We start from the raw sequence: 21,116 nt of genomic DNA on the forward strand, positions 1-21,116 counted from the left end.
GATTCTCCTTGGTTCCTGTGAGGAAGCGATGCGTAAATTTGGCAGTTGCCTTAAAGCCGCACTATTTCTATCAACTATTCTAGCACTCCTCAATTGAGAGTGCTAATAACGAATCTGGAAGAAAGAAATAGCTAATTTCTATGGCTGTTTTTTTGCCAATTGGCATTTCATCGCAAGAATTAGAGGAAATCTGGGGGCCAAAGTTGCTTGTTTCAAGCATAAAGCTGTAACAAATTTTGCAGAGCAACATTGAAAAATGGCAACAACTCCATCAAAGGAGCTGTTGCCATTTCAAGAGGAGATTGGACGAGGGCTCAGGCCAGCCGCGACAAGTGCCGTTTGACCGACAGCATGGCGCCGATCAGGCCGAGCAGGGCGCTGACGCCGAGCAGGAAACCGATGGCCGAGAGGCTGGGTGGCGCCAGGCGGAATTCGGAGGCATACAGGCGGGCGAAGTCGGTGATCGCCAGGTTTAGCGGCTGCAGCGCCAGCACCACCAGGCCCAGCGCCACTCCGCCCGCGCACACGCCGAGCAGGGCGCCGGTGTAATAAAACGGCCGGTGAATGAAGGCGTTGGTGGCACCCAGCAGGCGCGAGACTTCGATTTCCTCGTATTGCGTCATGACCTGCAGGCGAATGGTGTTGAACACCACGGCCACCACCACCGCACCCAGCGTGATGCCCAGGAACAGCAGCACCAGCCGCAAGATGCGCAGCAGCGCAGCCAGCCGCTTGACCCAGGCCGAATCGATCTGCACCGTGTCGACGCCTGGCATGGCCTTGAGCTTTTGCGCGATGTCGTCGACGCGGGTGGCGTCCATGGCGTCCTGGAAGCCGGACATCTTAAGCACATAGCTGTCAGGCAAGGGATTGGCGCCCAGCGTCGCCAGCACGTCGTTGAGGCCGGTCTTGCTCTTGAGCGTGTCAAAGGCCTTTTCGCGCGGGGTAAAACTGACGCGTGCGGCGCTGCCATTGTCGGCCAGCACGGCGCGGATGTTGCCGGCCAGCGCGATGGCCTTGTCGCGCGAGACGTCCATTTTCAGGAAGATGCTGATCTCGGGCTCGACCGCGAGTTGTTCCGAGACCGGACGCACGTTTTCAAGCACGGTCAGGCCGGCGAACGGCAGTGCCAGCGCGATCGACACCACCAGCACGTTGAGGATGAAGTTGCCGGGCGAGCGCAGCAGATGGTGGAAGGCGTCGGCGAAGGCGAAGAAATGTTGGCGCAGCCAGTTCATTGCGAAATCTCCACCGGATTGCTGACGCCGTTGTGCCAGCCGTCGACGATGCGGCCGCGGTCGAGATAAATGATGCGATCCGCGCCGGTCAGGTATTGCTCGTCATGGGTCGAGATCAGGCAGGTCACGCCGACGCCGTGGAAGGACTTGAGCGCAGCCAGCACCTTGTTGGCGTTGTCGCGGTCGAGGTTGGCGGTCGGCTCGTCGGCCAGGATGATCTGCGGGCGGTTGACGATGGCGCGCGCGATCGCCACGCGCTGCTGTTCGCCGCCGGACAGTTCCTGCGGGCCGGAAGTCGCCTTGTCGAGCAGGTCGACCTTGTCCAGCGCCGCGCGGGCGCGCTTTTCAGCGTCCGAACGCGACGCGCCGGTAACGATCAGCGGCAGCATCACGTTGGCCAGGATGTTGCGATCCTGCAGCAGGCGTTGTTGCTGGAAAATCAGGCCGAGGTTGCGGCGCAGGTAGGGCATGCCCGAAGGCTTGATGGTGTTGATGCTCTGGCCGTTGACGCTGAGCGTGCCGGCGCTGGGGCGTTCCATCGCGGCGATCATCTTGAGCAGGGTCGACTTGCCGGCGCCGGACGGGCCGGCCAGGAACAGCAGCTCGCCCTTCTGAACCGAAAGCGTGATGTCGCGCAACGCAAAGACGTCGCGCGAATATTGTTTGGAGACCTTGGCGAATTCGATCATCGGCGGTGGTGGATTTGTTTTTCCTGGGCGTGGTTCAATTTTGCTTAGCTTAGCAAGGCGTCTACGAATTCTTCAGCGTCGAATGCCTGCAGGTCGTCGATCGACTCGCCCACCCCGATGAAATACAGCGGCACCGGGCGCGTCCTGGCGATGGCCGCCAGGATGCCGCCCTTGGCGGTGCCGTCCAGCTTGGTCACGACCAGGCCGGTCAGGCCGAGCGCGTCGTCGAATGCCTTGACCTGCGCCAGCGCATTCTGGCCGGTATTGCCGTCGATGACCAGCAGTACTTCATGCGGCGCCGTATCCATGGCCTTGCCGATGACGCGCTTGATCTTCTTGAGCTCGTCCATCAGGTGCAACTGGGTCGGCAGGCGGCCGGCGGTGTCGACCATGACGACGTTGGTGCTGCGCGCCGTAGCCGAATGCACGGCGTCGTAGGCCACCGCCGCCGGATCACCCGACTCCTGCGAAATCACGGTGATATTGTTGCGCTCGCCCCAGATCGTCAACTGCTCGCGCGCGGCGGCGCGGAAGGTGTCGCCCGCAGCGAGCAGCACCGATTGATCGTGCGCCTGCAGATGCTTGGCCAGCTTGCCGATGGTGGTGGTTTTGCCGGCGCCGTTGACGCCCGCGATCATCATCACCAGCGGTTGATGGCGACCCAGCACCAGCGGCTTCTGCAATGGGCGCAGCATCTCGATGAGCAGCGCGCGCAAGGCCTGGCGCACCTGATCGGCCTCGGTCAGCTTCTCGTCCCTGACTTTTTTCTTGAGCGCATCGAGCAGGAACCGGGTCGCGTCGACGCCGGCGTCGGACACCAGCAAGGCCGATTCCAGTTCTTCATACAGCTCGTCGCCGATCTTGGCGCCGACGAACAGCGTGGTCAGGTTGCTGGACGTTTTGGACAGGCCGCTCTTGAGGCGGGCCAGCCAGGAACGCTTGGCCTCGGCCGATGGTGGTGCGGCTTCGACGATCTCTTCGGGCGTAGGCGGAACCGTTGCAGCCGGCGCCGGGATGGATGCGGCAGGAGGCGCTGCTTCTTTGGCAACGGCGGGTTCGGGCTGGGGTTTTTTCTTGAAGAAACTAAACATCGGATGCTGGGCTGGCTCTGTCGAAAGTGGCTGCGGTGTCTGATGGAGGGCGTTTCCGGCCGTTTTCCAGGCGGGAAATCGCAATGAACAAGGTACAATTGGCCAGCCTCATGCCCGGATACTGCCGTCCGGGCGGTCCTTGGCCAGCCCCCGCATTCTATCAGAGCACAGCGCATGAAATTGAAGATCAGAGCAATCCTGTCGACCGGTTTGGTGTTTGCGTCCCTGGCGGGCTACGGCCTGGCGGTCCGGGCCCAGTCTTCCGGCCCGGCGACGGCTCAGGCGTCCACGCCGGCAGCCGCGCAGGCTACTGAATTCACGCTTAAAAACGGCATGAAAATCATCGTCAAGGAAGACCATCGCGCGCCCACCGCGGTCCAGATGGTCTGGTACAAGGTCGGCTCAATCGACGAGACCAACGGCACCACCGGCATCGCCCACGCGCTGGAACACATGATGTTCAAGGGCACCAGAAAGCACAAGGTCGGCGAGTTCAGCCGCCTGGTCGCCGAACTCGGCGGTCGCGAGAACGCCTTCACCAACCGCGACTACACCGCCTACTTCCAGCAGGTCGAGCACGGTCGCCTGGAAGCGGTGATGGCGCTGGAAGCCGACCGCATGCGCAACCTGCAGTTCGACCAGAACGAGTTCGCCAAGGAAATCCGCGTCGTCATGGAGGAGCGCCGCTGGCGCACCGACGACCAGCCGCAAGGCCTGATGAACGAAGCGCTGCACGCCGCCGCCTTCGTGGCCCATCCCTATCATCATCCGGTGGTCGGCTGGATGGACGACCTGCAGCACATGACCATCCGCGACATCGAAGACTGGTATCGCCGCTGGTACGCGCCCAACAACGCCACGCTGGTGGTCAGCGGCGACGTCAGCGCGCCAAAGGTGGCGGCGCTGGCGGAGAAATACTTCGGGCCGATTCCGTCCAGAACCATCGTGCGCGGCAAGCCGCAGAACGAACCCGAACAGAACGGCCTTCGCCGCGTGACAGTCAAGGCGCCGGCGGAGAATCCCTACGTCATCCTGGCGTTCAAGGTGCCCACGCTGCGCGAAGTCGAGAAAGACCAGGACGTCTATGCGCTCGACGTGCTGTCGGCGGTGCTCGACGGCTACGACAACGCGCGCCTGAACGACAAGCTGGTGCGCACCGACAAGGTCGCCAACAGTGTCGGCGCGGGCTACGACGACATCACGCGCGGCCCGACCCTGTTCACGCTGGAAGGCAGTCCGGCCGCCGGCACCACCACCGCGCAACTGGAAACCCTGCTGCGCGCCGAAGTTGAACGCATCGCTCGCGACGGCGTGTCGGAGCCGGAATTGCAGCGTGTCAAAACGCAATTGATTGCATCGCAGGTCTACAAGCGCGACTCCATTTTCGGCCAGGCCATGGAAATCGGCGTGATGGAAATGTCCGGCCTGTCGCACAAGAACATCGACCGCATCGTCGAGCGCCTCAAGTCGGTCACGCCGCAGCAGGTGCAGGCAGTGGCGCAGAAGTATTTCAGCGACGACAAGCTGACCGTGGCGACGCTGGAACCCTTGCCTCTGTCCGGCAAGAAGACGGGGCCGCCGCCAGGTCCGCTGCGCTGAACGCAGTTTGGCCAGGTCAAGCTGCAATACACGAACACCCTGACCTGCAGATTGATCTTCAGTTGCACTCTTACGGAGGAATAGCATGCCAGTGATCGTCGTTGCGAACCCCAAAGGCGGCGTAGGTAAAAGCACTCTCTCGACCAACCTCGCCGGCTACTTCGCCAGCCGCGGCCACGGCGTGCTGCTGGGCGATACCGATCGCCAGCAGTCGGCGCGTGCGTGGCTCAACATCCGGCCGCCGGCAGCGCCGCCGATCGCCACCTGGGAGATCAGCGAAGACTACATCGCCAAGCCGCCCAAAGGCACCACGCACGTCGTGCTGGACACGCCCGCAGGCTTGCATGGTTGGCGCCTGAACGACGTCCTCAAAATGGCGGACAAGGTGATCGTGCCTTTGCAGCCGTCGATTTTCGACATCCTGGCGACACAGGATTTCCTGCGTCGGCTGGCGGACGAAAAAGCCGTGCGCCAGGGCGACATCGACGTCGGCATCGTCGGCATGCGCGTCGACGCACGCACGCGTTCGGCCGATCAGCTGCATCGCTTCATCGAAGGCCTTAACCTGCCGGTGCTGAGTTATCTGCGCGACACGCAGAACTACGTGCAACTGGCGGCGCACGGCCTGACCCTGTGGGACATCGCGCCGTCGCGCGTGCAGCGCGATATCGAGCAATGGCAGCCGATCATTGAATGGGTGGATGGCAAGGCTGTCGCCGCTCCTGTCGGCGCAGCGGCCGCTCCGGCCGGGCAGGATGGATGAGCAAGAGTGCAGGTCGTTTCCGTTTATTTTGAAGTAGATTGGTCCGGTATCAAGATGAAAAAATACTTGTTGTTGTGCGCTGTTGTTCTCGGCGGCTTTGCAGTGCAGGCGCAAGCGGCCCTGCAGATCCAGTCGTGGTCGCTGCCCAATGGCGCGCGCGTGCTGTTCGTGGAAAACCACGCGATTCCAATGCTCGATCTGAGCGTGGAATTCGACGCCGGTGCGCGCCGCGATCCCGACGGCAAATCCGGACTGGCCGCGCTGGCCAACGCTCAACTCACGCGTGGCGTAGCCGCTTCAGGCGACAAGCCTGGGTTGACTGAAGCGCAGATACTCGACGGCCTCGCCGACGTCGCCGCCCAGCGCGGCGGCGGCGCCAGCATGGATCGCGCCGGCGTGACCATGCGCATGTTGTCGAGTGCCGCCGAACGCGACGCTGCGATCGGCTTGCTGGCGCGCACGCTGGCGCAGCCGAGCTTCCCCGAGGCGTTGTTCGCCCGCGACAAGGCACGCACCATCGCCGACGTGCGCGAGTCGCAGACCAAGGCCGAAGATATCGCCGCCAAGGCATTCTGGGCGGCGCTCTACGGAACGCATCCCTACGCGCGCCAGGAAAGCGAAGACAGCGTTGCCGCCATTACGCGCGACGACCTGGTCGCCTTCCATCGCACGCACTATGTCGCCAACCGCGCCGTGGTCGCCATGATCGGCGACGTCACGCGCGCCCAAGCCGACCAGATCGCGCAAAGGCTGACGCAGCAGTTGCCGCAAGGCCTGGCGTTGCCGGCCTTGCCGGAAGTCGCGCTCGCCGCGCCCAAGGACCAGCGCATCAGCCATCCCGCTTCGCAGTCGCATATCCTGATCGGCATGCCGGCGCTGGTGCGCGGCGATCCGGATTTCTTCGCGCTGACGGTCGGCAACTACATCCTCGGCGGCGGCGGTTTCGTCTCGCGCCTGACCAATGAAGTGCGCGAGAAGCGCGCGCTGACCTACAGCGTCTACAGCTACTTCTCGCCGCTGGCGCAGAAAGGGCCGTTCCAGATCGGCCTGCAGACCAAGCAGGAGCAGACCGCCGAAGCGCTCGGGGTAGTGCGCCGCACGCTGGCCGACTACCTGCGCGACGGTCCGACCGCGGCAGAGCTCAAGGCGGCCAAGGACAACCTGGTCGGCGGCTTCGCGCTGCGCATCGACAACAATCGCAAGATTCTCGACAACCTCGCGGTGATCGGCTATTACGGCCTGCCGCTGGACTATCTCGACACCTGGACCGCCAATATCGGCAAAGTCACCGTGGCGCAAATCCGCGCTGCTTTCAAACGTAAAATCGCCCTCGATCAACTCAGTACGGTCGTGGTCGGCGAGGCAAAATAAAAACATGAGCAAGACAGCAAGAAAACATGGCGTGGCCGCCGGCGGCCACCACAGCAATCGCGCTCCGCACCAGGTGCGCATCATTGGAGGATTGTGGAAGCGCACGCCGCTGCCGGTGCTTGACGCCGAAGGCCTGCGTCCGACGCCGGACCGCGTGCGCGAGACGGTGTTCAACTGGATCACGCACCTGATCGACGCCGACTGGCAAGGCGTGCGCTGCCTCGACCTGTTCGCCGGCACCGGCGCGCTCGGCTTCGAAGCCGCCAGCCGCGGGGCCCAGCGCGTGGTCATGGTGGAGAGTTACGGTCCCGCCGCCCGTCAGCTCGACGCCAGCAAGGAAAAATTGAAAGCCGCGCAGGTCGAAGTACGGCGCGGCGATGCGCTGGCCCTGCTGCAGGGATACAAGGCGCCAAGCCTGACGCCGGCAAATTCAACCGCGGGATTCAACCTCATCTTCGCCGATCCGCCGTATCATCAGGATTGGCTCGCCAGGATCTTGCCCGTATGCGAGCAAGTGCTGGCCGACGGCGGCCTGGTGTATGTCGAATCGGAGCACGCGCTGGAAGGCGAGGATCTGCCCGCCTGGATGGCGCCGTGGGAAGTTGTCCGGGCCGACAAGGCGGGCATGGTGTTTTATCATTTATTGCGGCGCAAAAACATCGACTAATTCAGGCATAATGCGCGTTCTGATTGCTTAGCTGGTGAGGAGAGACCCTGATGGTGACAGCTGTTTATCCGGGAACATTCGATCCGTTGACGCGTGGCCATGAAGATCTGGTAAGACGCGCATCGGGATTGTTTGACAAGTTGGTCGTAGGCGTAGCGGACAGCAAAAACAAGAAGCCGTTTTTCTCCCTCGAGGAGCGCCTGTCGATAGCAAATGAAATACTCGGACACTACCCGAATGTCCAGGTGGAAAGTTTTTCCGGGCTGCTCAAGGATTTCGTGCGGCAAAACAATGCCCGCGTGATCGTGCGCGGCCTGCGCGCGGTATCGGATTTCGAATACGAATTCCAGATGGCCGGCATGAATCGTTATCTGTTGCCCGACGTGGAAACCTTGTTTCTGACGCCGTCGGACCAATATCAATTCATATCGGGCACCATCGTGCGCGAAATCGCCCTGCTGGGCGGCGACGTGTCGAAGTTTGTATTTCCCTCGGTCGAAAAATGGCTGAAGGAAAAGATGGCCAAGATGGATTTGTAATGTCTGCATTGCCTGCCGGAACGAAACCGGTCGGCAGTCCGACGGCATGCTGCATGTAAAGGAAGCGTTTGTATGGCACTGATGATCACCGATGATTGCATCAATTGCGACGTCTGCGAGCCCGAGTGCCCGAACGAGGCGATTTACATGGGGCCGCAGATCTATGAAATCGACCACAACAAGTGCACCGAATGCGTCGGCCACTTCGATGAGCCGCAATGCCAGCAGGTCTGCCCGGTCGCCTGCATCCCGTTCGATCCCGCCTGGCGCGAATCCAAAGAGCAACTGATGCTCAAGTATGAAACGTTGCAGGCCGCGGCCAAGAGCTGATCGTTCCTCCCGCACTTCCTTTCTTCTTTTCCTTTCTTCTTTTCCTTCGTCTCATAAGAAAAACCTGCTTGCATATAGGCAGTTGGTATTTCTGCCGTGCGCTGCTGGCGCGGTATCATCGTCGCTCGCCACTTTTTTCGCAGTTTCACGCGCGCGCCGATGGATTCCAGCGGCCGCCCCGCCGGGAAAACAGCCATGCCCAATCATCAGCGCCTGCGTCATTTCATCACTTCCTTTTCTGCCTTGCTCGAGCGTGAACACGGCGAAGCGGCGATACTGCGCGACGGCGCCGAGCTCCTGCGCGACCTGGTCGCAGTCGACGACTGGCTGCCGGAAGCCTATGCCCAACCTGATCCGGAACGCTATCGCCAATACCTGCTGCATGTCGATTCGGCCCAGCGTTTTTCGGTGGTCAGCTTCGTCTGGGGACCGGGCCAGCAAACGCCGGTGCACGACCATACCGTATGGGGCCTGATCGGCATGCTGCGCGGCTCGGAATATTCGCAGTCCTACCGTTGGGACGAGGGTGACGGCAAGCGCTCGCTCGCGCCGCACGGAGAACCGATACAATTGACGCCCGGCATGGTGGAGCCGATTTCGCCCAATGTCGACGGCCTCGACGATATCCACCGCGTGCACAATGCGCATGCGGACCAGGTGTCGATCAGCGTGCACGTCTACGGCGCCAACATCGGCGCGGTGCATCGTTCGGTGTATCAGCCGGACGGCACGCGCAAGGCCTTCATCTCGGGTTATTCGAACGACACGCTGCCCAACATCTGGGATTTATCCAAGGAGACGAAGACGACATGAGCAGCATCCGCATCCCCATTGGCGTTGATACACGAAACTTTCAACAAGTCCGCGACGATCTCCTGGCGCGCCGTGAAATTGCACTGCTCGACGTGCGCGAAGAAGCGCCGCACGCCGAAGCGCATCCGCTGTTCGCCTCCAATCTGTCGTTCTCGCACCTGGAGCTGCTGGCCTACGCGCGCATCCCGCGGCGCGACACCGCGATTGTCGTGCTCGACGACGGCGAAGGCCTGGCGCAGAAGGCTGCCGGCCGTTTCGTCGCGCTCGGTTACAGCAACGTCAGCGTGCTCGACGGCGGCGTGGCGGGGTGGAAGGCCGCCGGCGGCGAACTGTTCCAGGACGTCAACGTGCCTAGCAAATCCTTCGGCGAACTGGTGGAAAGCAAGCGTCACACGCCTTCGCTGTCGGCGCCCGAGGTAAAGGCTCTGCTCGACGCGAAGGAAAACGTGGTGGTGCTCGATGCGCGCCGCTTCGACGAATACCAGAACATGAACATCCCGACCTCGATCAGCGTGCCCGGCGCCGAGCTGGTCTTGCGCGTGCGCGAGCTGGCGCCGGATCCGAACACGCGCGTGATCGTCAACTGCGCCGGCCGTACGCGCAGCATCATCGGCACGCAATCGCTGGTCAACGCCGGCATTCCCAACCCGGTCCACGCGCTGCGCAACGGCACCATCGGCTGGACGCTGGCCGGGCAAGAGCTCGAACACGGCAACAGCCGCCAATTCCCGGTTGAGCTGACGGCGGCAACGCGCGTACAGGCGGCGGCCGACGCTCTCGCCGTGGCGGAGCGCGCCGGCGTCAAGCGGCTGGATGCGCAGGGTTTGCAAGCGCTGCGCGCCGACACCGCGCGCACCACCTATCGCTTCGACGTGCGCACGCCGCAGGAGTATGAGGCAGGTCATCTGCCCGGCTTCCTCAGCGCGCCCGGCGGCCAGCTGGTGCAGGAGACCGAATCCAACGCCGCCGTGCGCGGCGCCCGCATCGTGCTGGTCGACGACGACGGCGTACGCGCCAACATGACGGCGTCGTGGCTGGCGCAAATGGCGTGGGAAGTCTACGTGCTCGATGGCGCGACCGCGCCGCAGTTCAGCGAGCAAGGCCCGGCGCCGCGTGAATTGCCGCCGGCGCCGTCCTCTGAAAAAATTACGCCGCAGACATTGGCCGGCTGGCTGGAACAAGACAAAGCCAAAGGCAAGGCAGGCAAGGGTACTGTGGTGCTGGATTTCTCCACCAGCGCGAATTACGTCAAACAGCATATTCCCGGCGCCTGGTTTGCCTTGCGCTCGCAACTGGCGCAAGCCTTGCAGAAGGTACCGGCAGCCGAGCGTTACGTGGTTACCTGCGGCAGCAGCCTGTTGGCGGCATTCGTCATCGGCGACCTGGCGGCGCTGACCGACAAGCCGGTGTTCCTGCTGGAAGGCGGCAACAACGGCTGGAAGGTCGCCGGCCTGCCGCTTGAGACCGGCGCGACCTCGCTGGCCTCGCCGCGCATCGACCGCTACCGTCGTCCCTACGAAGGCACCGACAATCCCGCCTCCGCCATGCAGGCCTACCTCGACTGGGAGTTCGGCCTGGTCGAGCAGCTCGGCCGCGACGGCACTCATGGGTTCCAGGTCATATGAGGTATTGCTGAGCAACAGACGAAGAAAGCACGCGACCCGATTACAATGACGGTCGCGTTTTCTTTTGAAACGGTATTCATGCAACACATCCCGCCGCGCGCAGTCGGCGCACTGCTCGTCAACACCACCATCTGGGGCTTGTCCTGGATCGCCTTCAAATCGCTCCAGCAGCAGGGCATCCATCCGCTGTGGGCGACCGCGATCATCTTTTCCTGCTGCACGATCTGGATGCTGCTGCTCAAGCGCAAATCGCTGCGCGAGATCGGCAAGCATCCCGAGCTGGTTTACGTGGCGATTGCATCCGGCCTGACCAACACCGCCTTCAACGGCGCGGTGGCGTTCGGCGACGTGGTGCGCGTGGTGCTGCTGTTTTACCTGATGCCGATCTGGGCCGTGATCCTGGCGCGACTGGTGCTGCACGAGCCGATCACGCAGCGCGCCTTGCTACGGATTGCACTGGGCCTCACCGGCGCCGTCATCGTGTTGTATCAGCCGGCCATCGGTGTGCCCTTGCCGCACGATCTGGCCGACTGGGTAGCGCTGGCCGGCGGTTTCTTCTTCGCCGTCAACAACATCATGTTGCGTCGCCTGCATGGGGTTGCCGACGGCGCCCGTGCGGTCGCCATGCTGAGCGGCGGCGCGCTGCTCTCGATTATCCTGGGTGCGGCGCTGGCGGCATCCGGATTGATCGCCTGGCCCGGCGCCATCGGCGCGCCGTCGGTGCCGACGCTGGCCTTGTGGTCGGTGCTGTTCATGGTGTCCAACCTGTGCCTGCAATACGGCGTGGCGCGGCTGCCGGCGAACATCACGGCGGTGGTCATGCTGGTGGAAATCATCATCGCCTCGGTATCGGCGTGGCTGTTCGGGGCGGCGGAATTGCGCGTCCAGGATCTGATCGGCGGCGCCTTGATCATCGCCACGCCGTGGCTGGTGCGTGACCGCGCAGCGAGATCCGGCTGAGGCGTTTTCAGCCGGCCAGCATCACCCGGTTGCGGCCGCCTTCCTTGGCGCGGTAGAGCGCTTCGTCGGCGCTGGCGATCAGTTTCTGGCGCGCCTGGTCGGCCGGCATGCTGCGGTCGGGCGGTGTTTGTGAGGCGGCGCCGATGGAGACGGTGACTTGCAGCGCTTCGTCGGCGCCGACGATCTCAATGGCTTGCTGGGCCACACTGGCGCGGATGCGTTCGGCGATGCGTTCGGCATCGTGCAAGGTCGCCTGGGTCAGCAGCACGATGAATTCTTCGCCGCCGTAACGGCCGAGCGAATCGCTCAGGCGCAATTCCTTCTTGATGCGTGTGGCCACTTCGCGCAACACGTCGTCGCCGCTCTGGTGGCCGAACTTGTCGTTGACGCGTTTGAAGTGGTCGATGTCGATGAACAGGCAGGACAGCGCCGAGCGGTCGCGTTGGGCGCGGCCGATTTCTTCCTGCATGCGTTGTTCGATGTAGCGGCGGTTGTTGACGCCGGTGAGCGGGTCGGTCAATCCGATGTGCTTGAGGCGCTCATTGTTGATGACGTTTTCCAGGCAGATCGCCACCACCGAGGCCAGCCGTTCGATGAAGTCGGTCGCCAGGTTGCCGGTGAAGCGGCCTTCATGGGCGCTGCCCAGGGCCAGGTAGCCGATCAGTGTCTGATGACGCGTCAGCGGCAGGATCGCCACGCTGGCGGGCCGGTAGGTCGGGAACAGCGATTGGTGCACGTCATCCTGATAGGGGCCGAGCGTGGGTTTTTCCAGCGGCAGGGCGGGGCCGTCTTCGGCCCGGAACAGCAGGTTGGGATATTCGTCGAGGCCGATTTGCAGGTCGTGCAGGATGCGGCGCACGTCGAACGCGTAGTCGACCAGCGAGAGCGTGACGATTTCCAGGTTGAAGGTGTTGGGCATCAAGAGCGACACCGTTTCGATCAGGTCGCGGAATTCGCTTGAGCCGATCAGGCGCAGGTCGAAAGCCTGGTGGCGCTGCATGATTTGCTGGTTGATCCGGGCCTGCTCCAGCAGGTCCTGCAACTCGGCGTGCAACTGCTGGTTTTCTTCCATCAGTGCCTGGGTGTCGACAGCGCTATTCATCGTGGTCCGGTCTTGTGCCGTTTTTGCTTGTTTCCCTTGATACCCTCAACGCTGGCCTGAGCCGCGTTCCCCTTGCCCGGCAGCGGATTTGCTGCGGACGCACAAGCTTACCACCAGCGCGCCGCGATTGGCTTACAGCGTGCTGAAAAAACGCTCGCCCATCTCTTCCAGACCGAGCGACTGCAACACGTCCTGCAGGCGTTCGGTTGGCCGCTTGCGCGGCAGGTCCTTGTAGCGGGCGATGATCAGTTCATTTTTCATCGAGTGTTCCCAGCCGACCAGTTCCGTGACGCTGACCTGGTAGCCGTGCGCCTCCAGTTGCAGGCAGCGCAGCACGTTGGTGACCTGGCTGCCGAATTCGCGCGTGTGCAGCGGATGGCGCCATAGCTCGGTCAGCGAAGTGCGGCCCAGCGAGGCGCCCTTGTTGCGGTTGAGCACGGAGGCGACTTCGGCCTGGCAGCACGGCACCAGCACGATGAACTGCGCGTGTTTTTTCAGCGCGAAATGGATGGCGTCGTCGGTCGCCGTGTCGCAGGCGTGCAGTGCGGTGACGACGTCAATCTGTTCGGGCAGGGCGGTCGAGCCGATCGAGTCCGCCACCGACAGGTTGAGGAAGGACATGCCCGGGAAGCCCAGGCGTTTGGCCAGCGCGGTCGATTTCTGCACCAGTTCTTCGCGCGTCTCGATGCCGTAGATGCGCGAATTGCCTTCCAGCGCCTTGAAGAACAGGTCGTACAGAATGAAGCCGAGGTAAGACTTGCCGGCGCCATGATCGACCACGCTGACATCGGGATGCGTGTTGCGTATTTCCTGCAGCAGCGGTTCGATGAACTGATACAGGTGATAGACCTGCTTGAGCTTGCGGCGGCTGTCCTGGTTGAGCTTGCCGTCGCGCGTCAGGATGTGCAATTCCTTGAGCAGTTCGACCGACTGGCCCGGCCGGATTTCCGGGATCGTTGCGACAGGGCTGGCGCCGCTGGAACCTGCGGCGCCAGTGGCAGGCGCCGCCGCAGGTTTGTTGTGCTTCTTGCTGCTCATAAGAACGACGCTGACTCAGACGTTGAACAGGAAGTTCATCACGTCGCCGTCCCTGACCACGTATTCCTTGCCTTCGGCGCGCATCTTGCCCGCTTCCTTGGCGCCGTTTTCACCCTTGTAGGCGATGAAGTCTTCATAGGCGATGGTCTGCGCGCGGATGAAGCCGCGTTCAAAGTCGGTGTGGATCACGCCGGCGGCTTGCGGGCCGGTGGCGCCGACCGGCACGGTCCAGGCGCGCACTTCCTTGACGCCTGCGGTGAAGTAGGTCTGCAGGCCGAGCAGCTTGAAGGCGGCGCGGATCAGGCGATCCAGACCCGGTTCTTCCATGCCCATGTCGGCCAGGAACTCGGCCTTGTCGGCGTCGTCGAGGTCGGCGATTTCCGATTCGATGGAGGCGCAGATGGCGACGATCGGAGCGCCTTGTTCCGCCGCGTATTTGGTCAACAGGTCCAGCAGCGGGTTGTCGGTGAAGCCGGTGTCGGAGACGTTGGCCACATACATGGCCGGCTTGGCCGTGATCAGGCACAGCGGTTTGATCAGCGCCATTTCTTCAGCGTCGAGGCCGAGTGCGCGCACCGGCTGGGCATCGTCCAACGCCGGCATGATGCGTTCCAGCAGCGCCACCAGCTTGGCGGCGTCCTTGTCGCCCGAACGGGCTTTTTTCTGTTCGCGGTGGATTGCCTTCTCGACGGTGCCCATGTCGGCCAGCGCCAGTTCGGTCTGGATCACGGCGATGTCGTCCAGCGGGCTGACCTTGCCGGCCACGTGGATCACGTTCGGATCTTCGAAGCAGCGCACCACGTTGACGATGGCGTCGGTTTCGCGGATGTGGGACAGGAACTGGTTGCCCAGGCCTTCGCCCTTGGAGGCGCCCGCCACCAGGCCGGCGATGTCGACGAACTCCACGGTTGCCGAAAGAATGCGTTCCGGCTTGACGATTTCTGCCAGCGCCTGCAGGCGCGGATCGGGCACTTCGACCATGCCGACGTTCGGTTCGATGGTGCAGAACGGGTAGTTTTCAGCGGGAATGCCCGCCTTGGTCAAGGCATTGAACAGGGTCGATTTACCGACGTTGGGCAGGCCGACGATGCCGCATTTGAGGCTCATGACAAAATTCTTTCTTAATCAAAAGCGGTATTGTATCAAGTCGGGCGGCCGGTCCGCAGCTTTGCTGTGGCCGGAGCGGCATCCTTGGCAAGCTTTGTGCTGCGGCGCGGAAACATAAAAAGCGTATCTCAAGTCGCTGGAATTGGTCAGTTAAAGTGTTGCCTGTTTGTTTCAAGACGTTAAATGCCCAGCTTGCCGTTGGATTGTATTTACACTGCCTATTGTCTCGCCGAAAGCAATTGCTGTTTTTGCTCTACAATGTCGCCTTTGGAGAATTCTTGGTATTCGTCTTGCCTAACATCGTAGAAATCCGCGACTTGCACTTTGGTTATGGGGACCGCCCGATCCTGTCGGGCCTCCGCATGGACTTCCCGCGTGGAAAAGTGATTGCCGTCATGGGCGGATCCGGCTCCGGCAAGACCACCATCCTGCGCCTGATCGGCGGTCAGTTGCGCCCGCAGTCGGGCACGCTGACGGTGGACGGCGAGAACGTGCCGTCGCTCGACACGCGCGACCTGTACCGCCTGCGCCGCAAGATGGGCATGCTGTTCCAGAACGGCGCGCTGTTTACCGACATGACGGTGTTCGACAACGTCGCCTTCCCGCTGCATGAACACACCGACCTGCCGGAAGAACTGATCCGCGACCTGGTGCTGCTCAAGCTCAATGCGGTCGGCCTGCGCAATGCCGCATCGCTCAAGCCGGCCGAGATTTCCGGCGGCATGGCGCGCCGTGTGGCGCTGGCGCGCGCGATCGCGCTGGATCCCGCGCTGATCATGTATGACGAGCCGTTCGCCGGGCTCGATCCGATTTCCATGGGCGTCACCGCCAACCTGATCCGCAAGCTCAACGACGCGCTCGGCTCGACCTCGATCCTGGTGTCGCATGACGTCAACGAGTCGTTCGGCATCGCCGACTACGTCTACTTCCTGTCGGCAGGCAAGATCGTCGCGCAAGGCACTCCTGATGAAATGCGCGCCTCGCAAGACCCGTATGTGAAGCAATTCGTGCACGCCGAGGCCGACGGCCCGGTGCCGTTCCATTATCCGGGCCGCTCGTTGGCAGAGGACGTCGGCCTGGGAGGTCGTCAATGATCGCTGGTTTCCTGGGCGGCATCGGCCGCTCCGTGCGCGAATTCGTGCTCGGCCTCGGTTTCGCCGCGCGCATGTTCTGGACCGTGATCCGCTCGTCGGGCGGCCTGTGGCGGCGTCCGCGTCTGATCACCGACCAGATCCACTTCATCGGTAATTATTCGCTGGTCATCATCGCCGTGTCGGGCCTGTTCGTCGGCTTCGTGCTGGGCCTGCAAGGTTATTACACGCTCAACAAATACGGTTCCGAACAGGCGTTGGGCCTGCTGGTGGCTCTGTCGCTGACGCGCGAGCTGGGGCCGGTCGTGACGGCCTTGCTGTTCGCCGGCCGCGCAGGCACGTCGCTGACGGCGGAGATCGGCCTGATGAAGGCCGGCGAGCAATTGTCGGCAATGGAAATGATGGCCGTCGATCCGCTGCAGCGCGTGGTCGCGCCGCGCTTCTGGGCCGGTGTTGTTGCCATGCCAGTGCTGGCCGCGATTTTTAGTGCCGTCGGTGTGATCGGTGGTTATATTGTGGGTGTACTGATGATCGGCGTCGACGAAGGCGCGTTCTGGTCGCAGATGCAGGGCGGCGTGGATGTGTGGAACGACATCGCCAACGGCGTGCTCAAGAGCATCGTTTTCGGTATTGCGGTAACCTTTGTTGCCCTGTATCAGGGCTATGAAGCCAAGCCGACCCCCGAAGGCGTCTCGCGCGCCACCACGCGCACGGTCGTGATCGCTTCGCTGATGGTGTTGGGATTGGACTTCCTGCTGACGGCGCTGATGTTCAGCTAAGGCAGGGCGGTCAGGATAATGAGGGCAAGTCCGCAACGAACTTCATCGCGGGCTTCGGATTGATTTTTAGGATGGCAGTGTATGCAACGTAAAACATTAGACGTGTGGGTGGGTTTGTTTGTCTTGCTGGGAGCGGCCGCGCTGGTTTTCCTCGCGCTCAAGGCGGGCAACATGAGCTCGTTCTCGTTCAGCCAGAAGACCTATTCGATTACCACCAAGTTCGACAACATCGGCGGCCTCAAGCCGCGCGCAGCGGTCAAGAGCGCCGGCGTGGTGGTCGGACGTGTGGACGCGATCCGCTTCGACGACAAGACATTTCAGGCATCGGTGACGCTCAACATGGACGAGCGCTACCAGTTTCCAAAGGATAGTTCCGCCAAGATCCTGACTTCAGGCCTGCTTGGCGAGCAATACGTCGGTATCGAACCGGGGGGTGATGTAAAAAATCTGGCGGCAGGCGACACGATCAAGATGACGCAATCGGCGATCGTGCTGGAGAACCTGATCAGCCAGTTCTTATATAGCAAGGCAGCAGAGGGAAAGGATAATTCAAAATGAAAATAGCAGCTCGCATTGCGGCGCTGGCCATGGTCGCCGCGCTCAGTGGTTGCGCGACGTCGCAAAACCCGAACGACCCGCTTGAAGGCTTCAACCGCGCGATGTTCAGCTTCAACGACACCGTCGACAAGGTGGCGCTGAAGCCGGCCGCGCAGGCATATCAGTTCGTCCTGCCGAATTTTGTGCAGACCGGCATCGGCAATTTCTTCGGCAATATCGGCGATCTCTGGTCGGCGGTGAACCAGGTACTGCAAGGCCGCATTGAAACCGGCGTCACCAGCTTCATGCGTGTGGCGGTCAACACCACCTTCGGTCTGGTCGGCGTGCTCGACGTCAGTACCGAGGCCCGCCTGCCGAAGCAAAAGTCCGACTTTGGTCAGACACTGGGCAAATGGGGCGTAGGCTCCGGTCCGTACGTCGTGCTGCCGTTGCTGGGACCGTCGACGATTCGCGACACTGCAGCGCTGCCTGCCGATTTCTACGGCGATCTGTGGTCGTACAAGAAGCCGGTGCGCTGGCGTAACGTCGGTTCGGTGGTGCGCGTGATCGACAAGCGTGCGCAGTTGCTGGACGCTTCCAACCTGCTGGAAGACGCCGCGCTGGACAAGTATGACTTTGTGCGCGACACCTATCTGCAAAGCCGTCAGTCGCAGATCGACGGCACCAAGGACGATCATCGCAGCAAGGAAGAAGTCGTCAAGCCGTAACCGGCGAGCGACCTGCATTACAGGTGAAACCGGCCGGGCGCGTTCATCGCGCCCGGCCTCACTTGAAAATCCGGAGAATGCAACCACGTTGTATATCCGGTATCCGTTTGGATGCCTGCCGGACACGCGCCGTATTTTTATGGCAAAGTGGACCGACAACAGCGCGCCGGATCATGTCCGGGGCGGCTTGAGCGGTAACGAGAAACGGATCGTGGCGCCTTATTTATGAATGGATCGTAGATTATGAACATGCTTACCAAATTCCTGGCGATTGCCGTGTCGGCTTCCGCGCTAACGTTTGCCTTCGCTTCCACCGCTTCGGCGCAGGAAGCGCCTGACGCGCTGGTCAAGCGCATCAGCGACGACGTCATCAACACCGCCAAGAGCGACAAGGAAATCCAGGCCGGCAACATCAACCGCATCGTTGCGCTGGTGGAAGAAAAAATCCTGCCGTACGTCGATTCCGAGCGCATGACTTCGCTGGCGGCCGGCCGCTACTGGCGTCAGGCCACACCGGAACAGCAAAAACAGCTGATCACCGAATTCCGCAGCCTGTTGATCTACACCTATTCCGGCGCGCTGTCGCAAATCCGCGACCAGAAGGTCGAATACAAGCCGCTGCGCGCCGATCCGGCCGACACCGAAGTGGAAGTGCGTTCGCAAGTGATCCAGTCGCGCGGCGAACCGATCCAGCTGAGCTATCGTCTCGAGAAGCTGTCGTCGGGATGGAAAATGTACGACGTCAACGTGATGGGCGCCTGGCTGGTTGAGGCCTACAAGGGCACCTTCAACAGTGAAATCACCAAGGGCGGCATCGACGGCCTGATCAAGAGCCTGTCCGACAAGAACAAGCAGCTGGCTGCGCGTTCGGGCAAGAAGTAACCGGGACCGACAGGGAACCGACATGTTCAAACCCGGCACCACCCTTACCGCCGACAACGCCAGCGCCACGCTGGCGGCAGGCCTGCAGGCGATTGCCGGCGGCCAGTCGGCAATCGACCTGAGCGGCGTCGCGACCGTCGATTCGTCCGCTGTCGCCACCTTGCTGGCATGGCAACGCGCCGCCCGGCAAAAGGGCCTGGCACTGCAATTCGGCCCGCTGCCGGCCAACCTGCAAAGCCTGGTCGACCTGTACGGCGCCGCGTCGCTGCTGGGTGCGCCGACTTCTGCATCCGACCGACACCACTGATCTCCTGAAGGCCGCCGGCAATGCCGGCAGCCGCTTCCCCCCATTCCGGCTGCAAGAGCGGAAATCCCCTATAATCCAACGTTTCGCTGCATCGCTTGTTGCCTTGATGCAAAAGGCCGGCAGCCTGATTCGTTCCCTTTTGCTTACTCTGACGCGTCCCGAATGCGGACCAAATAATGGCAGCTCTACAGATCAATAATGTCGAAAAACGCTATCAGTCGCTACAGGCGCTGGGCGGTGTTTCGCTCTCGATAGAAGAGGGTGAATTTTTCGGCTTGCTCGGCCCCAATGGCGCCGGCAAAACCACGCTGATTTCCATCGTGGCCGGCCTCAATCGCGCCGACTCCGGTTCGGTCACCATTCATGGCCACGACGTCGTCACCGATTACCGCGCGGCGCGCACCAAGCTCGGCGTAGTGCCGCAGGAGCTGGTGTTCGACCCGTTCTTCACCGTGCGTGAAACGCTGCGCATGCAGTCCGGTTATTTCGGCCTGAAGAACAATGACCGCTGGATCGACGAGGTGATGGACAACCTGGACCTGACCAACAAGGCCGACACCAACATGCGCGCGCTGTCCGGCGGCATGAAGCGGCGCGTGCTGGTGGCCCAGGCGCTGGTGCACAAGCCGCCGGTGATCGTGCTCGACGAGCCGACCGCAGGCGTCGACGTCGAGTTGCGCCAGACCTTGTGGAAATTCATCGGCCGCCTCAATCGCGAAGGTCACACCATCGTGCTGACCACGCATTATCTGGAAGAAGCCCAGGCGCTGTGCAATCGCATCGCCATGCTGAAGTTCGGCAAGGTGGTGGCGCTCGATTCGACGGATGCGCTGATCAAGCGCATTTCCGGTTCGCAACTGGTGTTGCGTTTGAAGTCGGGCAGCTTGCCCGACAGCCTGCGTCCGCTGGTGACGCATCCCGAAGAATTGTTGTCCGGCCTGAAATACACGCTGCGCGTCAACGACTACAACGATGTCGAGCCGATCCTGTCGGCGCTGCGCGAAGGCGGTGCGGTGATCGACGACATGCAGTTGCAACAGGCCGATCTGGAAGATGTCTTCATCCAGATCATGGGAGGCGTTAAATGACCGGTTTTCAAACCCTGTTTTACAAGGAAGTGCTGCGTTTCTGGAAGGTCGCCACGCAAACCGTGACGGCGCCGATCATGACGGCCATGCTGTACCTGCTGATCTTCGGCCACGTGCTGCAAGACCGCGTGCAGGTGTATCCGGGCGTGCAATACACCGGTTTCCTGGTGCCCGGCCTGGTGATGATGAGCGTGCTGCAGAATGCCTTCGCCAACAGCTCGTCCTCGCTGATCCAGTCCAAGATCACCGGCAACCTGGTGTTCGTGCTGTTGACGCCGCTGTCGCACTGGGAGATGTTCGGCGGCTACGTGCTGGCGGCGGTCGTGCGCGGCCTGATCGTCGGCGCCGGCGTATTCGTGGTGACGGCGTGGTTCGGGCACCTGAGCTTCGTGGCGCCGTGGTGGATCGTGATCTTCGCTTTGCTGGGCGCGGCCATCCTCGGCACCATGGGATTGGTCGCCGGCATCTGGGCGGAGAAGTTCGACCAGTTGGCGGCGTTCCAGAATTTCCTGATCGTGCCGCTGACCTTCCTGGCCGGCGTGTTCTATTCGATCCACTCGCTGCCGCCATTCTGGCAAACGGTCTCGCATTTCAACCCGTTCTTTTATATGATTGACGGTTTCCGCTACGGCTTTTTCGGGCAGTCCGACATCAATCCCTTTATCAGCCTGGCGATTGTCTCGGTGTTCTTCATTGCGCTGTCGACGCTGGCCGTACGGATGTTGAAGAGCGGCTACAAACTGCGCGCGGGCGCACATTGACGCATATTGAT

The 21,116-nt window shown here is 62.0% G+C and carries 23 protein-coding genes; 17 read left to right on the forward strand and 6 right to left on the reverse strand.

The genetic code is table 11. The features are described 5' to 3' along the window. Positions 1 to 314: 314 nt before the first annotated feature. The 3 genes from ftsX to ftsY are packed head-to-tail and all read right to left on the reverse strand — an operon-like array spanning position 315 to position 3,018. Positions 315 to 1,238, reverse strand: coding sequence for a permease-like cell division protein FtsX (gene ftsX / locus DXT88_RS04300; RefSeq protein ID WP_265211762.1), 924 nt, complete (start codon positions 1,236 to 1,238; stop codon positions 315 to 317). Then, on the reverse strand, positions 1,235 to 1,927 hold the full coding sequence (locus tag DXT88_RS04305) for a cell division ATP-binding protein FtsE (protein ID WP_016834718.1): 693 nt from the start codon (positions 1,925 to 1,927) through the stop codon (positions 1,235 to 1,237). Before DXT88_RS04305 ends, ftsX begins: the two co-directional genes overlap by 4 nt. 44 nt (positions 1,928 to 1,971) lie before the next feature. Continuing rightward, complete coding sequence (ftsY, locus tag DXT88_RS04310) at positions 1,972 to 3,018, reverse strand: signal recognition particle-docking protein FtsY (protein WP_265211763.1); 1,047 nt, start codon at positions 3,016 to 3,018, stop codon at positions 1,972 to 1,974. 174 nt (positions 3,019 to 3,192) lie between these two features. Between ftsY and DXT88_RS04315 the strand changes: the two genes are divergently transcribed. The 9 genes from DXT88_RS04315 to DXT88_RS04355 all read left to right on the forward strand — a co-directional run bounded on the left by DXT88_RS04315 (position 3,193) and on the right by DXT88_RS04355 (position 11,685). Then, on the forward strand, positions 3,193 to 4,617 hold the full coding sequence (locus DXT88_RS04315; RefSeq protein WP_265211764.1) for a M16 family metallopeptidase: 1,425 nt from the start codon (positions 3,193 to 3,195) through the stop codon (positions 4,615 to 4,617). Between the two features lie 85 nt (positions 4,618 to 4,702). Continuing rightward, a complete protein-coding gene (locus tag DXT88_RS04320) occupies positions 4,703 to 5,380 on the forward strand; it encodes a ParA family protein (protein WP_265211765.1) in 678 nt (225 codons plus the stop codon). 54 nt (positions 5,381 to 5,434) lie between these two features. After that, a complete protein-coding gene (locus DXT88_RS04325; protein WP_265211766.1) occupies positions 5,435 to 6,751 on the forward strand; it encodes a M16 family metallopeptidase in 1,317 nt (438 codons plus the stop codon). A gap of 4 nt (positions 6,752 to 6,755) precedes the next feature. After that, entirely contained in the window at positions 6,756 to 7,418 is a 663-nt protein-coding gene (rsmD, locus tag DXT88_RS04330) for a 16S rRNA (guanine(966)-N(2))-methyltransferase RsmD (protein ID WP_265211767.1), read from the forward strand. A gap of 50 nt (positions 7,419 to 7,468) precedes the next feature. Next, on the forward strand, positions 7,469 to 7,957 hold the full coding sequence (gene coaD, locus DXT88_RS04335) for a pantetheine-phosphate adenylyltransferase (protein WP_029363547.1): 489 nt from the start codon (positions 7,469 to 7,471) through the stop codon (positions 7,955 to 7,957). Positions 7,958 to 8,029: 72 nt separating this feature from the next. Beyond that, positions 8,030 to 8,287: a YfhL family 4Fe-4S dicluster ferredoxin gene (locus DXT88_RS04340; RefSeq protein ID WP_016834711.1), complete on the forward strand. Its 258-nt coding sequence runs from the start codon at positions 8,030 to 8,032 to the stop codon at positions 8,285 to 8,287. Between the two features lie 195 nt (positions 8,288 to 8,482). Next, positions 8,483 to 9,100 carry a cysteine dioxygenase family protein gene (locus DXT88_RS04345; protein ID WP_265211768.1) on the forward strand — a complete coding sequence of 206 codons (618 nt, stop codon included), beginning with the start codon at positions 8,483 to 8,485 and terminating at the stop codon, positions 9,098 to 9,100. Beyond that, positions 9,097 to 10,725, forward strand: a complete 1,629-nt coding sequence (locus DXT88_RS04350) for a rhodanese-related sulfurtransferase (RefSeq protein ID WP_265211770.1) — start codon at positions 9,097 to 9,099, stop codon at positions 10,723 to 10,725. The genes DXT88_RS04345 and DXT88_RS04350 overlap by 4 nt, the downstream gene beginning before the upstream one ends. Positions 10,726 to 10,803: 78 nt before the next feature. Continuing rightward, complete coding sequence (locus DXT88_RS04355; protein ID WP_265211771.1) at positions 10,804 to 11,685, forward strand: DMT family transporter; 882 nt, start codon at positions 10,804 to 10,806, stop codon at positions 11,683 to 11,685. Between the two features lie 7 nt (positions 11,686 to 11,692). Here the strand turns inward: DXT88_RS04355 and DXT88_RS04360 are convergent, their stop codons facing one another. The 3 genes from DXT88_RS04360 to ychF all read right to left on the reverse strand — a co-directional run bounded on the left by DXT88_RS04360 (position 11,693) and on the right by ychF (position 14,932). Beyond that, positions 11,693 to 12,787, reverse strand: coding sequence for a GGDEF domain-containing protein (locus tag DXT88_RS04360; RefSeq protein WP_265211772.1), 1,095 nt, complete (start codon positions 12,785 to 12,787; stop codon positions 11,693 to 11,695). Between the two features lie 132 nt (positions 12,788 to 12,919). Beyond that, entirely contained in the window at positions 12,920 to 13,825 is a 906-nt protein-coding gene (locus DXT88_RS04365; RefSeq protein WP_265211773.1) for a class I SAM-dependent methyltransferase, read from the reverse strand. A gap of 15 nt (positions 13,826 to 13,840) precedes the next feature. Further along, on the reverse strand, positions 13,841 to 14,932 hold the full coding sequence (gene ychF / locus DXT88_RS04370; protein ID WP_016834704.1) for a redox-regulated ATPase YchF: 1,092 nt from the start codon (positions 14,930 to 14,932) through the stop codon (positions 13,841 to 13,843). Positions 14,933 to 15,222: 290 nt separating this feature from the next. On the opposite strand from ychF, the gene DXT88_RS04375 reads away from it, so the two are divergent. The 8 genes from DXT88_RS04375 (at position 15,223) to DXT88_RS04410 (ending at position 21,105) form a co-directional block, all read left to right on the forward strand. After that, the gene (locus DXT88_RS04375) at positions 15,223 to 16,026 is read left to right on the forward strand and encodes an ABC transporter ATP-binding protein (protein ID WP_029363543.1); all 804 of its coding nucleotides are present in this window, start codon (positions 15,223 to 15,225) and stop codon (positions 16,024 to 16,026) included. Further along, positions 16,023 to 16,802, forward strand: a complete 780-nt coding sequence (mlaE, locus tag DXT88_RS04380) for a lipid asymmetry maintenance ABC transporter permease subunit MlaE (RefSeq protein ID WP_016834702.1) — start codon at positions 16,023 to 16,025, stop codon at positions 16,800 to 16,802. The genes DXT88_RS04375 and mlaE overlap by 4 nt, the downstream gene beginning before the upstream one ends. A gap of 81 nt (positions 16,803 to 16,883) precedes the next feature. Further along, on the forward strand, positions 16,884 to 17,360 hold the full coding sequence (mlaD, locus tag DXT88_RS04385; RefSeq protein ID WP_029363542.1) for an outer membrane lipid asymmetry maintenance protein MlaD: 477 nt from the start codon (positions 16,884 to 16,886) through the stop codon (positions 17,358 to 17,360). Further along, positions 17,357 to 18,067, forward strand: coding sequence for an MlaA family lipoprotein (locus tag DXT88_RS04390; protein WP_265211776.1), 711 nt, complete (start codon positions 17,357 to 17,359; stop codon positions 18,065 to 18,067). Before mlaD ends, DXT88_RS04390 begins: the two co-directional genes overlap by 4 nt. Positions 18,068 to 18,310: 243 nt before the next feature. Next, positions 18,311 to 18,949, forward strand: coding sequence for an MlaC/ttg2D family ABC transporter substrate-binding protein (locus tag DXT88_RS04395; protein WP_265211777.1), 639 nt, complete (start codon positions 18,311 to 18,313; stop codon positions 18,947 to 18,949). A 22-nt stretch (positions 18,950 to 18,971) separates the two neighbouring features. Further along, positions 18,972 to 19,256, forward strand: a complete 285-nt coding sequence (locus DXT88_RS04400) for an STAS domain-containing protein (RefSeq protein WP_265211778.1) — start codon at positions 18,972 to 18,974, stop codon at positions 19,254 to 19,256. Between the two features lie 176 nt (positions 19,257 to 19,432). Then, positions 19,433 to 20,344, forward strand: coding sequence for an ABC transporter ATP-binding protein (locus DXT88_RS04405; RefSeq protein WP_265211779.1), 912 nt, complete (start codon positions 19,433 to 19,435; stop codon positions 20,342 to 20,344). After that, complete coding sequence (locus tag DXT88_RS04410) at positions 20,341 to 21,105, forward strand: ABC transporter permease (protein WP_016834696.1); 765 nt, start codon at positions 20,341 to 20,343, stop codon at positions 21,103 to 21,105. Before DXT88_RS04405 ends, DXT88_RS04410 begins: the two co-directional genes overlap by 4 nt. Positions 21,106 to 21,116 lie beyond the last annotated feature (11 nt).

Origin of the sequence: Herbaspirillum lusitanum (assembly GCF_026127345.1) — a bacterium.
GTDB lineage: Bacteria > Pseudomonadota > Gammaproteobacteria > Burkholderiales > Burkholderiaceae_D > Herbaspirillum > Herbaspirillum lusitanum.

Coding starts and splice junctions, on each gene's coding strand:
- DXT88_RS04395 (WP_265211777.1), top strand. CDS start 18,311: ATGAACATGCTTACCAAATTCCTGGCGATTGCCGTGTCGGCTTCCGCG.
- rsmD (WP_265211767.1), top strand. CDS start 6,756: ATGAGCAAGACAGCAAGAAAACATGGCGTGGCCGCCGGCGGCCACCAC.
- mlaD (WP_029363542.1), top strand. CDS start 16,884: ATGCAACGTAAAACATTAGACGTGTGGGTGGGTTTGTTTGTCTTGCTG.
- DXT88_RS04360 (WP_265211772.1), bottom strand. CDS start 12,787: ATGAATAGCGCTGTCGACACCCAGGCACTGATGGAAGAAAACCAGCAG.
- DXT88_RS04325 (WP_265211766.1), top strand. CDS start 5,435: ATGAAAAAATACTTGTTGTTGTGCGCTGTTGTTCTCGGCGGCTTTGCA.
- DXT88_RS04365 (WP_265211773.1), bottom strand. CDS start 13,825: ATGAGCAGCAAGAAGCACAACAAACCTGCGGCGGCGCCTGCCACTGGC.
- DXT88_RS04345 (WP_265211768.1), top strand. CDS start 8,483: ATGCCCAATCATCAGCGCCTGCGTCATTTCATCACTTCCTTTTCTGCC.
- DXT88_RS04405 (WP_265211779.1), top strand. CDS start 19,433: ATGGCAGCTCTACAGATCAATAATGTCGAAAAACGCTATCAGTCGCTA.
- DXT88_RS04315 (WP_265211764.1), top strand. CDS start 3,193: ATGAAATTGAAGATCAGAGCAATCCTGTCGACCGGTTTGGTGTTTGCG.
- DXT88_RS04320 (WP_265211765.1), top strand. CDS start 4,703: ATGCCAGTGATCGTCGTTGCGAACCCCAAAGGCGGCGTAGGTAAAAGC.
- DXT88_RS04305 (WP_016834718.1), bottom strand. CDS start 1,927: ATGATCGAATTCGCCAAGGTCTCCAAACAATATTCGCGCGACGTCTTT.
- DXT88_RS04350 (WP_265211770.1), top strand. CDS start 9,097: ATGAGCAGCATCCGCATCCCCATTGGCGTTGATACACGAAACTTTCAA.
- mlaE (WP_016834702.1), top strand. CDS start 16,023: ATGATCGCTGGTTTCCTGGGCGGCATCGGCCGCTCCGTGCGCGAATTC.
- ftsY (WP_265211763.1), bottom strand. CDS start 3,018: ATGTTTAGTTTCTTCAAGAAAAAACCCCAGCCCGAACCCGCCGTTGCC.
- DXT88_RS04340 (WP_016834711.1), top strand. CDS start 8,030: ATGGCACTGATGATCACCGATGATTGCATCAATTGCGACGTCTGCGAG.
- DXT88_RS04400 (WP_265211778.1), top strand. CDS start 18,972: ATGTTCAAACCCGGCACCACCCTTACCGCCGACAACGCCAGCGCCACG.
- DXT88_RS04390 (WP_265211776.1), top strand. CDS start 17,357: ATGAAAATAGCAGCTCGCATTGCGGCGCTGGCCATGGTCGCCGCGCTC.
- ftsX (WP_265211762.1), bottom strand. CDS start 1,238: ATGAACTGGCTGCGCCAACATTTCTTCGCCTTCGCCGACGCCTTCCAC.
- ychF (WP_016834704.1), bottom strand. CDS start 14,932: ATGAGCCTCAAATGCGGCATCGTCGGCCTGCCCAACGTCGGTAAATCG.
- coaD (WP_029363547.1), top strand. CDS start 7,469: ATGGTGACAGCTGTTTATCCGGGAACATTCGATCCGTTGACGCGTGGC.
- DXT88_RS04410 (WP_016834696.1), top strand. CDS start 20,341: ATGACCGGTTTTCAAACCCTGTTTTACAAGGAAGTGCTGCGTTTCTGG.
- DXT88_RS04355 (WP_265211771.1), top strand. CDS start 10,804: ATGCAACACATCCCGCCGCGCGCAGTCGGCGCACTGCTCGTCAACACC.